The following is a 12481-nucleotide window of genomic DNA, read 5'->3' on the forward strand; positions in this document are numbered from 1 at the left end:
CCCGCAAGCCCGGACACTGGCAGGACCCGACGCGCGCCACCACGAGCCGTCGGTGTCGCGAGGTCGCGGCCACCCGGCCGAGCATGGCGGTCAGTTGTTCGTCAGCGGGAGGCGGGCACTCGACTTCCAGTCGCGCCCCCCTACAGAACCCGCACGCGGCGCGCCCGCAGCACCGGGGGGTCGATTCCGTCAGCGGTGGAGCCCCTCGAAGGACCAGCGGATAGATCTTGCTGGAGGCACGTTGCGGGGAAGCGGGCAGCCCTGACCTCGCATACAACGGCCGGGTGTGACGCCTGAGGCTCATGGTGCGCCTGCGACATCGCGCCGCGAATCAAATCCCTAACCTTCTGCTTCCAGGGTGTCACGTAGCGCTATCTTCAACGCGCTCGCGGCTCCTGCTGCCACATCGCCGGTTGAGCACCCCGCGTCCTGAGAAAAGACCAGAAGGAGACTGCGCGTTGGATCAGATGGTCTTGGCCGCCCAACAATGGGTGAACCGCACCTACAGCGGTCGTGTGGGATACGTTGCCTGCCCGGAGAATGGGAAGACGGGCTGGTCGACCATGTATTCGCTTACGCGGGCGCTCCAGCTGGAGCTCGGCATCACCGCAACGTCCGACTCCTTTGGCCCCACGACGCTCAGCAAGCTGCAAGCGAGAGGCAACGTTGGTCCCGGCGACCCAAAGCCCAACATCGTGAGCATCGCACAGTCGGCCTTTTACTGCAAGGGATACGCGCCTGGTGGCATCACCGGACAGTTCGGCCCAGGGACCAGCTTCGCTGTTCATTCGATGATGCGCGACATGGGCCTGCAGGACTACGATAACGGCACCCTCCAGCCAAAAGTATATAAGGCTCTGCTCACCATGGATGCCTACGTCGTGGTCTCTGGGGGAACGGCAGACATCCGCGCCATCCAGCAGTGGCTGAACGGCCGCTACTGGCTCAAGTCGACCTTCTTCGTCAGCCCCTGCGACGGTCTGTACACCCGCGACGTCCAAAAGGCGCTCATGAGGGCCATACAGTACGAGCTCGGCATTCCCGAGGCCTCGGTTAATGGCAACTTCGGGCCGAGCACGCAAGAAGGGCTAAAACAAAAGTCTGTTTACCCTGGCCACTCTGGCATTTTCGTCCAGCTCTTTTCAGCCGCCTGCGTTTTTAACAGCCCCGTCACGATGGGGTATAACAACACCTACACGACGACCTGGCGATCGACCTTCGATCCGACCCTGCAGGCCTTCGTGCGTGCCTTCCAGGAGTTTTCGGCGCTGCCGCGCGCTGGCCGCATGATGCGGGACCCTGACACCGGACAGGCGGTGTACAACGGATACGGCGATTACGACACCTGGGCACAGCTCCTTGTGTCGATGGGTAATGCTGACCGGACGGAGGTCTATGCCTGCGATACTCGCTTCCACATCTCGGTGTCGCGAGCCGTCGCGTTGAAGGAAGCCGGGTATGAAGTAGTCGGCCGCTACCTGGACGAGCCGCCGGATAGCTCCTTGAACAAGGAAATCCAGGATGGCGAGCTCGAGGCCATCTTCGCCGGCGGGCTGCGAGTCTTCCCGATTTGGCAGATGCACGGACGAAACCTGACGGACTTTCTTTATGGCAAGGGGCAAGAGCACGGAGCCAGGGCTCACGAGCGGGCCTTGCAGTACGGCTTCAACCGCGGGACAGTCATCTACTTCGCCGTTGACTACGACGCCACAGACGAACAAATCTCCAGCCACATTGTCCCCTACTTCCGGGGGGTTCAGTCAGGCCTTGCAGAGAAGGGACGACGTTACGTGGCCGGAGTTTACGGCTCGCGCAACGTGTGCACCCGCGTAAGCAACGAAGCCGCCGCCCGCTACTCGTTCGTCTCCGGCATGTCCTACGCCTTCTCCGGTAACCTAGGCTTTTCGCTGCCGAGCAACTGGAGCTTCAATCAGATCAAAGAGTTCAAGTTCACGAACGGATCTGACGCATTCGACCTCGACCGCACTGTTCGGCGGCCGAACAGCGACATGGGCGCGGGACGGGAAGACATTAACGGACAAGCGTCCGAGCTGGACGAGTTTCTGCAATACATCGATGACCTCTACGCCGCCGCCGTGCGGTATCAGGCGGCGTACCCCAATGCTTCATCCGACACCAACCTTCTCGTGTTGGACTGGCTGCGGTCTCCAAACTACACAGGAATTCAGAAGGGTTGGGATATCCTCATCCAACCCGCTTCAGACCACTGGCGGGGCTGGGCCACGGACAATGCGCCGCAAAAGCGGCACAGCTTCACCGATCCAGCATACGGTTTCTCCGTAAACATCGATCACCTCGCCGCCACGGCACGAGTCATCCTCACGCAAGGCACGGGGGCGGGCACCGCGGCCGACCGCGGCGACTTCGGCGGGTGGGGTGGCGACCTCACCACTCTGTACGCGCAGTGGCAGAACGCTGAGGCGTCCTACGCCTCAGGCTATGCCTTCTGCATGGAACGCCTCGCCCGCCCAACCGTGGACTCGTCGTTCAGCTTTCCGGACATGATCGAAGACGTCGACGGCCACCTTCTTGGTTCACAGATAAGGACCGGCGGCAAGTTCAACGAAGAGCTCCGCCGCCACCTCAAAGGTGATGGCGCCAGGACGCGCTTCCGCCAGTTCTGGAACGATCGCTTCGGTGGCAGTCGCGCGACATGCGTCGGCGCGGCGAGGAGCATGCTCACCGACGGCGGCATAGACGTTGTTCTGGACGGCATCAGGGACGGGGCCGTGTTGTACACCGCCGGCCCGAACACGCTCGTGCCTCAAATGTTACCCGCCTACAAGCTTGATCCCTACCTGGAGGGCTTTGCCGACACGCTTATTCGCTTGGTCGACGTAGAGTCTGCCTAACGAGTCGGCACGACTGAAGATCCGCAGGACGGCGCTCAGCCCGGCTTGTGCGCGAGAGACAACGAAGGGTTCGCATTCGCGATGTCTACACGCGCGTGGCGCACGACCACCGGATGGCTAGTTGCCATCTGGGGACTGTGGATCATTATGGGGTTTGTTCACGTCCTTCAATGGAACAAGGAAGAAGTGTGCGAGTTCATACACGAGCAGCAGTATGACCCAGAGGTGGGCCAGGCGGTGCAGCTATTCCCACTGTCGAACAAATGCAACGCCGAGTATGACCTGATGCCTCCGTACGTTAATCCCGGCATCGTGGCGTTGACCGTCTTGGTCGTTCTATCTCTGTACTTCTACCGTCGAGCAGTGGCAAGGGAGCGAGCCGACAGTGCTGAGTGAGAGCTTTACCGAAGGCCGCAGGTCGAGCGCGTCGCGGCGCCAGTTTCTTCTGGGAGGCCTAGGCGTCGTCGGCACGGCGACCCTGCTGATGGCTCGCGCTGAGCCAGCGGCCGCCGCACCGCCCGTAGCTGACAAGGGGCCGAGCCCCTGGCGCAAACAGACTTCGGCGAACGGGTGGCCAATCCTCAACGCGGCATCGCAACAGACCATTGAGGGCGCCAATGCCGTCTCAGTCGCGATTGCTGAGGGAGATGCGGCCATCATACTATGCCACGTCGTCAGACGCTTCCACTATGACATTGACGCCCTTCGCCAGGGTGACGTCTTAGGTCACAGCACCGAGCGTCTCGTAGCTCAGGAGTACGAGTCGAACTACTTATCGGGCACCGCCATAGCCATCCGCCCAGGGTCGTATCCGGCCGGCGTCGCTGGGGGACTCTTCGCCAACGAGTTGGTTGTCGTCCGTGACATATTGGCCGAGTGCGGAGGCGTTGTGCGCTGGGGAGGCGATGAAGCCGTGCCCAAGGAGAGTCACTTCCAGATCGACTATGGTCCCGGGGCCCGGGAGGTCAAGGACCTGGCAGCTACGATTAGGGGCTGGAATGAGACGCCCGGCGCTGGCGCGGGAGCGGTCAACGCTTTTGAAGCTGGTCGGCGTCGGGCCGCAGAGGCCATGGAGAAGCGCCAGAAGCAGGACTAGCACGACGGCTTAGAGACTGTCTTGTAATTGATCGCTCACGCCGCCAGTCGGCCTTCGATGGTCAGGCGGCGGTGGGCTTGGCGTTCGGTGGCGTTGCTCCAGGCGACGTTCTGGCCGGCCAGCCGGGTGGCCATGAGTCGGATCATGGCGGTCTTGACCATCGTCTCCGAGGTGGTGGTCAGCCGCTCGTAGTCGCGGGCCAGCCGCCGATTGCGGACCAGCCAGCCGAAGGTGCGCTCGACCACCCAGCGGCGGGCCAGCACCTGGAAGCCCTTGACCGCGTCGTTGCGCTTCACGATCGCGACCAGCAGGCGCAACTTGTCCCTGGCCCAGTCCAGCAGGCCCGCGTCGACGCGGTTGGCGTAGCCGCCGTCGGCCCAAACCAGCGCGATCGTGGGAAAGCGGTCGGCCAGCCGTTGCAGGATCGCCTTGCCGCCGGCGCGGTCTTGCACGCTGGCCGCGGTGACCATCACCACCAGCAGTAGACCGAGGGTGTCGACCACGATGTGCCGCTTGCGGCCGGTGGTCTTCTTGCCCGCGTCGAATCCGCGGGCCTCGCCGCCCTCGCTGCTCTTGACCGACTGGGCGTCGAGCACTCCGGCCGTGGGGTTCGGATCTCGTCCGGCGGCCATCCTGACCTGCGCGCGCGGCTGGTCGTGCACCGCGTCCCAGGTGCCGTCGGCTTCCCAGGTGCGGTACCAGCGGTAGGCCGTCGACCACGGCGCCAGGTCGTGCGGCACCATCCGCCACTGGCAGCCGGTGCGCAGCACGTAGAAGATCGCGTTCAGGACCAGCCGGTTGTCATACACCCGGGGCCGGCCGGCCCGGTGCGGATCATGGGTCGGGAACAGCGGCTCGAGCACCGACCACAGCTCGTCGGTGATGCTGGAGGGATAGTCTCGTGCGGCGTCGTCCCCGCCGCTGGCGCGCTTGGTCACACAACGCACCGTGGCGGGGACGACCTCCGCTTCCAGGTGCCACGCCGACCGCGCACGAGACCGCCCTCACCCGCGCTGGGTCATCACTCATCGCAGCGGATCGATTACAGGACAGTCTCTTAGGGTCGGTGGGCCCGTCGCCATGCGTATCACATCGGCACGCGTGGCGACGGCCATGGGCAGGCGCACACGTCGCCGCGCGTCCTGTTTCGTGCGCCGCTAAGGTCGCTCGGCGAGCGCTGCGTCGCACGCGGCGCCGTACCGCGCTGACTCCGTGCAGTGCACCGTTGGGCGGTGCGCGAACTGCGACGCGTTCTTGGATCTCGCATCCGGGCACGCCCGGCTGTTCTGCGGGAGCTACTGCCGGTCTTTCGCCAAGGACGTCCGCTACTTCCGCGCCTGCCGGCGCGATAGGCGCCACACCGACCCGCTGGTGGCCCACGCGCTCAGAGTCCGCCTCGCCCACCTGGTTGCTGGCGGCTATGACGAGACAGCGAGGCGAATCAGCCCGGTCCTGCGGGCACGAGTACTCACCGCTGCAGGCGGGATGTGCGCGGCCTGCGGCCGGCGCCCAGCCACCGAGATCGATCACGTGGATGGGCCCAGCGGCGCCCGCGAGAACTTGCAGGGCCTGTGCGGGCCCTGCAACCGGGCCAAGACAGCCGTGCGCCTGGGCCCGATGTCGCCGGACCAGCTGGCCGTCCGGTCAGCGTTCGTCGTCCGCGTCGAGGCCCGGTCACCGGCACGTGCCTGCGACGACGACGTAGGCTGGAACGACCTGCAGCCACAACTGCTGGAGCGCATCCGCGCGTGGTGGTCGTCCGCCCTACCGACCGAGTACCTCGGCCGCGTGGAATTCGCGCCCGACGGCCGTCCGGTGATCATCGAGCCCGCGAGCAGCGACGACCGGGGCCGGTAAGGCCGGTGGGCGTCACGACCTGCGACCGGCTCGGGATTCACGCACCGAGGCGTCGTGGTTGTCGTGATCCGAGGGCGATTGCCTCCCAGGGCGCTACTTGGACCGGCGTCTGTCCTGGTACTTCCGGGCCTCGCCGGCGCGACACGACCGAGACGACTATTCACTTGGTGTGTACTCATGGTGTAGACAGCGGGCATGTCGTTGACGGAACTGCACCTGGCGCTCCTCGTGGGTGCTCCCCGGCACGGGTACGACATCAAGCAGGCGCACGACGCATGGTTTCCGGACAGCCGCCCGCTGCCGTTCGGGCAGGTCTACGCCACCCTGGGCCGCCTGCAGCGGGACGGCTTGGCCGAGGTGGTGGAGACGCGGGTCGACGGCGGCCCGGAGCGGACTGTCTACGCGCTCACCGCCGAGGGGGCCCAGCGGCTGCACGCGTGGCTAGCCGAGCCGGCAGCACCGACCGGAGCCGGTGCTGAGGAGATCGTCCGCAAGGCGATCGCCGCATTGCACACCGGCATCGACGTCCAGGGCTTCGTCGGTCGGCAGCGCGCGGCGCACCTGCGCCGGATGCGTGAGCTGCAGCAGACGCCGCCGGGGGCTGGACCGGCGGAGCGGCTGGTCCGTGAGCACCTGATCGCACACCTGGACGCCGACCTCCGCTGGCTCGACCTCGCCACCGACCTACTGCCGGTCACCGCCGGCGGCCAGCCCGCCCGTACCGACTCTCAGGAGAACGACACATGAACCAGGCCACGCTCGCACTGTCTGGCGTCAGCCACTCCTACGGCCGCACCCAGGCGCTGCGGGACGTGACACTGTCGGTCGCTCCCGGTGAGGTCGTCGCCGTCACCGGCCCGAGCGGCTGCGGCAAGTCCACGCTGGTGATGCTCGCCGCCGGAGTGATGCGAACGCAGACCGGACGGGTGGTCGTGGCGGGCACCGACCTGGGCGGTGTCGACGATGCCGAACGAGCGCGGATCCGCAGACGGTCGGTGGGTCTGCTACTCCAATTCGGTCAGCTCGTTCCCGACCTGCCGGTGCTGGACAACGTCGCCCTGCCGCTGCTGCTGGACGGTCACGCCCCGGCCGAGGCGCGGGCGGCCGCCGCCGGATGGCTAGGACGGGTCGGGCTCGACGTCGACCACACCGCGTTGCCCTCGCAGCTGTCCGGCGGGCAGGCGCAGCTGGCGGCCGCCGCCCGGGCGCTGATCGCCGGACCGCCGCTGCTGCTCGCCGACGAGCCGACGGCCAGCCTGGACCAGACGTCGGGCCGGGCACTGCTCGACCTGCTCATCGGTACCACCATCCAGGCCGGTGGGTCGGTCCTGCTGGTCAGTCACGACAACGCCGTCGCCGCGCGGGCCGACCGGGAAGTCCGGCTGCGCGGCGGGGCCATCGCGCATGAGGTGGCGCTGTCGTGAAGATCTCGACCGCCTGGCTGCTCGCCCGGCCGAAGACCGCGACCGGCCGCACCCGCACCCGGCTGATTGCCGCCGGCTCTGCCACGGCGGGGGGACTGCTGCTCGCCGCCCTCGCGGTCCTGCGAGTGCCCTCCGCTGAGCCGACACCGACCACCGGCGCCTCCTACGATCCGCGGTTCTCCGAGCTGGTCATCCACGGCGGACTCAAGCCCGGCGTGATCACCGGCATCCTGCTGCTGGTGGTCCCGGCGCTGGCCCTGACCTGGCAGGCCGTCACCACCGGCAGCGCGCGCCGGGCAGCGATTCAGCGCGGACTGCAGCTGGCCGGCGCGACACCGGCCGACCTGCGCCGGGTGGCTGCGCTGGAGCCGGCGGTGGCCGGTCTGCTCGGTGGGCTGCTGGCCGGGCCGGTCTACCTGCTCCTCTGGCTGGTGCTGGGACCCGCCGCCCCAACGCGCGTCCGTCTGCTCCCGGACCTGTCCCCGGTCGACGCCCTGACCTGGTCCGCCATCGCCCTGTTCACCGCACTCCTCGCAGCCGCCGCCGGCGCCCGCTCGGCAACGCCCCGAACCCGCCGCCCGGTCCTCCCCTGGACCCGCCTGACCGGGGTCGCGGTCGGCGCCGCCGCGGTCTGGCTGGCGCTCCGGGAACCACTAGACACCCCCGTCCTCCGGACCGTCTCGATGTGCGTCGCCGTCACGGTGCTGCTGCTGGCCCTGCTGTCCACCGGGTCGATCTGGGCCACGTCGAGAGCAAAGCGGCTCAGCCGGACCGGCCGGCCGGTCGATCTGCTCGCTGCCGGGGGCCTCCGCGCGCTCGCCGGCACCGCCGGACGCACGGCCGGGACCGTCTTGATCGCCGGGCTGACGCTGGGCATCGCCGCGGCGCTGCTCGGCATCACCCTGGCACCGCAACACTCCTTCTCCGACGCACTGCCCGGCGTGCTGCTGACCATCCTGGCCGGCACGCTCGCCGTCCTGGTCGCCGTGACCGCCATGACACTCGCCGCCACCGACGACCTGGTGACAACCAGTCGGGCACTGGCGTCCACCGCCGCACTCGGAGCCGAACCGGCCGCGCTCGAACGGGTGCAGCGCCGCCGCCTCGAGGTGGTGACCGTGGGTCCCATGGCCGCCGGCCTGCTGCTGGGCGGAGTCGGCTACCCGGCATTGGGCGGCTCCCCCCTCGGAATCGGCACCGCGCTGATCGCTACGACGGTCGCGCTTCTCCTGATCCGGGGCCTGACCAGCCTGGTGACCCGGATACTCCGCCCACGGATCATGCGCGCGGCCGACCCGGCCGCACTGCGGGTCGCATGATGCGCGCAGACCCCGGCGATCCCACCGAACCGGCCACCGTCACCGCCGCACGACAACTCGCCGAGGAGGCCGCACAGTCCTGGCGAACCCTCCGGCGCCCGCGTCCACGACGCAACCATCGGGGCACGGTGGCACGAACGTCGGCGCCGCTTGCCAATCCTCGGCCGCCAGACGGCGCCGGTGAGGGCGCGGCGTGGATGAGCTGACTATCTGGGCCCGACCTGGCCCCTGCGGGACGCCCGGCGACGCCTGAGACCTGACTTCTATCAAGAAGCGCGATCTTGATGGGGTGCGGGCCTGAGACCTGCGGTTTTGTCGTCCGAGGTGCGTGGATCTGCGCACTAATCGGTGACCGTAGGGTCGGCCGGTGGCCTACGTGCGCACCGTGAGGACGGCGTCCGGCGCCACCGCGGTGCAGATCGTGTGGTCCTCCCGGCGGGGGGCGCGGCGAATCGAGCACATCGGCTCCGGGCACGACGAGGCCGAAGTGGAGGCGCTGCGCGCCCGCGGCTCGGCAGCGGTTGGCCGGCGGGCAGACCGAGCTCGACCTCGGGCTCGAGGAGGACGTTTCCTCGAGCGGGCCGTTGCCCATCGTCGGGTCCCAGGCCGCGCACCTGTGGGATGCGCTGTCGCGGGCCTACGACGCGGTCGGGTTCGACCAGGTGGCCGGCGCCGACGAGGTGTTCCGGGCGCTGGTGTGCGCCCGGATCATCGAGCCCACGTCCAAGGCCGACAGCCTGCGGGTGCTGGCCGAGGTCGGCGTGCCGGGCCCGTCGTACCCGACGCTGGGCCGCCGCCTGCCCGGCTACGCCACCGCCGAGTTCGCCGCCGCCCTGGCCAAGGCCTGCGCGGCGCACGCGGCGCTGGGGCCGGCGTCGCTGGTGCTCTACGACGTGTCCACGCTGTACTTCGAGACCGACACCGCCGATGAGTTCCGCAAGCCCGGGTTCTCCAAGGAACGGCGGCTGGAGCCGCAGATCACCATCGGGCTGCTCACCGACGCCACCGGCTTCCCGCTGATGGTGACCGCGTTCGAGGGCAACAAGGCCGAGACCAGCACTGCTGCCACCGGCCTGTCGCCGGGGCGGGCGCTGGCGCGATCACCGGCAGGTGATCAACGCGATCCTGTGGCAGGCCAAGACCGGCGTGCCGTGGCGTGACCTGCCCGAACGCCATGGGCCGTGGAAAACCGCGCACGAGCGGCTGCGCAAGATCACCTGATCGCTGACAAGGCCTACTGCCACCCCTCCACCCGCCGGGCGCTGCGCCGTCGCGGTATCGCCCACTCGATCCCGGAGAAGCGCCACCAGCGGGCGCACCGGCGTACGCGGGGGTCGGCCGGTGGGCGACCGCCGAAGTTCGACCGCGACCGGTATAAGCAGCGCAACGTCGTCGAGCGCTGCTTCAACCGGCTCAAGAAGTTCCGCGCCCTGGCCACCCGCTACGCCAAGCGCGCTACCGTCCCCGATCCACCGCGCAGCGGACATAACCGCCACCACGGCCGCACTGCTGGCGCCGACCGGTGAGTCGCCATGCACCATCCCTGCGGGAACACGCGCAACAGACGCTTGGGTCGAACGCGATAAGGCGGGGTCCTCGTCGCCCGACGGCGATCGACGAACCGACGTCGCACGATCTTGGTCCGCGCGGAGTCCGCAAGAAGTCCGCAAAGCGTCCGAAGATGGCCGCTCTCACCCGTCAGTGGCCAACGACATAACTGCAGGTCAACTGCGGAGTTGGACACTTGACCGCAGGTCAGCGAACCAGCCGAATCGCCCTCCGGAGGCGGGTGCGCAGGTTCGAATCCTGCCGGGGGCACCAGAGCTGCCTGTTTCCCGACCCGCACTGCCCGACCCGGGCGGTGCGGGTCGTCTCGTTCCGGCCCGAGGCCCGGTCCCGCGGACGGGACGACGCGGCGGCCACCGGGTGGCCGCGGTGCGAGCCGGGACGTGCGGAGCGACGGGTCGGGGAAGGCCCGGCGGTCCGCACCGGTGACCGGCGTCACGCATGCGTCGGTTAGCGTCCGAACTCATGACGGACACGGGCATCGAGAAGGCACGGGTCGGCGACATCGAGCTCGCCTACGAGACGTTCGGCGACGCCGGGAACCCACCGCTGCTGCTGGTGATGGGCCTGGCCACCCAGATGGTCGGCTGGCCCGACGACTTCTGCGCCGGCCTGGCCGCCCGCGGCCTGTACGTGGTCCGGTTCGACAACCGCGACATCGGCCTCTCGACGCACCTGGACGAGGCCGGAGCACCCGACGTCATGGCCGTCCTCGCCGGGAACCGGTCCGGGGTGCCCTACGCGCTGGCCGACCTCGCCGAGGACACCGCCGGCCTGCTCGACGCCCTCGGCATCGGCAGCGCGCACGTCGTCGGCGCCTCGATGGGCGGGATGGTCGCCCAGCTGCTCGCCATCCGGCACCCGGAGAGGGTCCGCAGCCTCACCTCGATCATGTCGACCACCGGCGACCCCGCCGTCGGAGCGCCGGCGGAGGCCGCGATGGGCGTGCTGCTCGCTCCGCCGGCCACCGACCGGGAGAGCGCGATCCAGCGGACCGTGGACACCTACCGGGTCATCGGCTCGCCGGGGTTCGAGTTCGACGAGGAGTCGGTCCGGCAACGCGCGGGCCTGTCCTTCGACCGGCGATACAACCCGGCAGGGGTTGCCCGACAGCTTGCCGCGATCCTCACCACCCACGACCGCACCCAGCACCTGGGCGAGATCACGGCACCGACCCTCGTGATCCACGGCGCACAGGACCCCTTGGTCGACGTGAGCGGCGGGCGGGCGACCGCAGCCGCCATCCCCGACGCCGAGCTGATGGTGGTCGAGGGCATGGGCCACGACCTGCCGCGGGGTGTGTGGCCGGAGCTGACGGACCGCATCGCCGCGCTCGTCGAGCGGGTGGAGCGGGCCGGCTGACCGCCGACGGCCGGGGCATCGCCGGCCCATCCCGCGCGCTGCGGGCGGGGCCGGACCGACAGAGCGCGAGAACGGCCGGCGATGCCACTGACGGGCGCCCGTCGGTGACCGCTCAGCTGGTCAGCATCCCGCCCTCGACCGGGATCGTCGTCCCGGTGACGTAGCCGCCGGCGTCGCCGACCAGGAAGACGAGCGCCGCGGCCAGCTCCATGGGGTCCCCGGCCCGGCCCACGAGCACCCGCTCCATCTGCTGGTCCAGGTAGCCCTCGGGGTACTGGTCGGTCATCTCCGAGGCGAAGAAACCGGGAGCCAGCGCGTTGACCCGGATCCCCTTGCGCCCGGTCCACTGCTGGGCCAGGTCGCGGGTGAGCCCGATCAGCCCGGCCTTGCTCGCCGCGTAGGCCGCCTGGGGCAGCCCGGCGGTGGTCAGCCCCAGGATGCTGGAGATGTTGACGATCGAGCTGCCCGGCTTCATCACCCGGCCGCAGGCCTGCGCCATCCAGTAGCAACCGTTGAGGTTGACGTCGATGACCTGGCGGAACTGCTCCGGGGTCTCCCGGGTGGCCGGCACGGCGGTGCCGACCCCGGCGTTGTTCACCAGGACGTCGACCTTCCCGAACTCGGCCACCGTGGCGTCCACGAGCGCCTGGCAGTCCTCGGGCCGCGAGACGTCGGTGCGCACGGTGATGGCCCGCCGTCCGGCGGCCTCGACCGCGGCGCGGGTGCCGGCCAGGCGGTCCTCCCGGCGGGCGCCGAGCGCGACGTCGGCCCCGGCCTCGGCGAGGGCACGGGCGAACACGGCACCCAGCCCCGAGGAGGCTCCTGTCACGATCGCCACCCGGCCGTCGAGCCGGAACATGTCGAGGACCGTCCTGTCTGCCACGTGTACTCCCGCCGTCGTCGTCCTTGGGGCCCCGAGCCTGTCCCCCGCGCCGCGCGCGCGCCACTCCGCGACCCGCCGGGACGTGGGGTTGGCCACACGAC

At 69.0% G+C, this 12481-nt stretch carries 9 protein-coding genes and 2 pseudogenes; 9 read left to right on the plus strand and 2 right to left on the minus strand.

What is annotated here, in order from left to right:
* Positions 1-467: 467 nt before the first annotated feature.
* Complete coding sequence (locus E4P41_RS03890) at positions 468-2873, plus strand: glycoside hydrolase domain-containing protein (RefSeq protein WP_245177096.1); 2406 nt, start codon at positions 468-470, stop codon at positions 2871-2873.
* 1131 nt (positions 2874-4004) lie between these two features.
* On the opposite strand, the gene E4P41_RS03900 is transcribed toward E4P41_RS03890, so the two are convergent.
* Positions 4005-4907, minus strand: coding sequence for an IS5 family transposase (locus E4P41_RS03900; protein WP_135139566.1), 903 nt, complete (start codon positions 4905-4907; stop codon positions 4005-4007).
* A 274-nt stretch (positions 4908-5181) separates the two neighbouring features.
* On the opposite strand from E4P41_RS03900, the gene E4P41_RS03905 reads away from it, so the two are divergent.
* From E4P41_RS03905 to E4P41_RS03940, 8 genes and pseudogenes are all read left to right on the plus strand, one after another.
* The gene (locus E4P41_RS03905; protein WP_135139567.1) at positions 5182-5826 is read left to right on the plus strand and encodes an HNH endonuclease signature motif containing protein; all 645 of its coding nucleotides are present in this window, start codon (positions 5182-5184) and stop codon (positions 5824-5826) included.
* Positions 5827-6021: 195 nt separating this feature from the next.
* Positions 6022-6573 (plus strand): PadR family transcriptional regulator, encoded by a 552-nt coding sequence (locus E4P41_RS03910; RefSeq protein WP_135139568.1) that lies wholly within the window; start codon positions 6022-6024, stop codon positions 6571-6573.
* Positions 6570-7250, plus strand: coding sequence for an ATP-binding cassette domain-containing protein (locus E4P41_RS03915; protein WP_135139569.1), 681 nt, complete (start codon positions 6570-6572; stop codon positions 7248-7250). The genes E4P41_RS03910 and E4P41_RS03915 overlap by 4 nt, the downstream gene beginning before the upstream one ends.
* A complete protein-coding gene (locus E4P41_RS22575) occupies positions 7247-8569 on the plus strand; it encodes a hypothetical protein (protein ID WP_209307529.1) in 1323 nt (440 codons plus the stop codon). Before E4P41_RS03915 ends, E4P41_RS22575 begins: the two co-directional genes overlap by 4 nt.
* A gap of 412 nt (positions 8570-8981) precedes the next feature.
* Positions 8982-9630: pseudogene (locus E4P41_RS03930) on the plus strand (IS1634 family transposase); the annotation flags it as partial.
* 49 nt (positions 9631-9679) lie between these two features.
* On the plus strand, positions 9680-9790 hold the full coding sequence (locus tag E4P41_RS23000; protein WP_245177088.1) for a transposase: 111 nt from the start codon (positions 9680-9682) through the stop codon (positions 9788-9790).
* Positions 9787-10026 (plus strand): annotated as a pseudogene (locus tag E4P41_RS23005) (transposase); the annotation flags it as partial. The gene E4P41_RS23000 and the pseudogene E4P41_RS23005, both read left to right, overlap by 4 nt.
* Before the next feature lie 574 nt (positions 10027-10600).
* Positions 10601-11497, plus strand: a complete 897-nt coding sequence (locus E4P41_RS03940) for an alpha/beta hydrolase (RefSeq protein ID WP_245177089.1) — start codon at positions 10601-10603, stop codon at positions 11495-11497.
* 112 nt (positions 11498-11609) lie between these two features.
* Here E4P41_RS03940 and E4P41_RS03945 read toward each other — a convergent pair whose 3' ends face one another.
* Positions 11610-12380 carry an SDR family oxidoreductase gene (locus tag E4P41_RS03945; RefSeq protein ID WP_209307531.1) on the minus strand — a complete coding sequence of 257 codons (771 nt, stop codon included), beginning with the start codon at positions 12378-12380 and terminating at the stop codon, positions 11610-11612.
* Positions 12381-12481: the final 101 nt, after the last annotated feature.

The sequence above is a fragment of the Geodermatophilus sp. DF01-2 genome, from assembly GCF_004571065.1.
Taxonomy (GTDB): domain Bacteria; phylum Actinomycetota; class Actinomycetes; order Mycobacteriales; family Geodermatophilaceae; genus Geodermatophilus.

Excerpts from the sequence above, each read along its gene's own strand:
- E4P41_RS03890 (WP_245177096.1), top strand. The coding sequence starts at position 468 with ATGGTCTTGGCCGCCCAACAATGGGTGAACCGCACCTACAGCGGTCGT.
- E4P41_RS03940 (WP_245177089.1), top strand. The coding sequence starts at position 10,601 with ATGACGGACACGGGCATCGAGAAGGCACGGGTCGGCGACATCGAGCTC.
- E4P41_RS03910 (WP_135139568.1), top strand. The coding sequence starts at position 6,022 with ATGTCGTTGACGGAACTGCACCTGGCGCTCCTCGTGGGTGCTCCCCGG.
- E4P41_RS03915 (WP_135139569.1), top strand. The coding sequence starts at position 6,570 with ATGAACCAGGCCACGCTCGCACTGTCTGGCGTCAGCCACTCCTACGGC.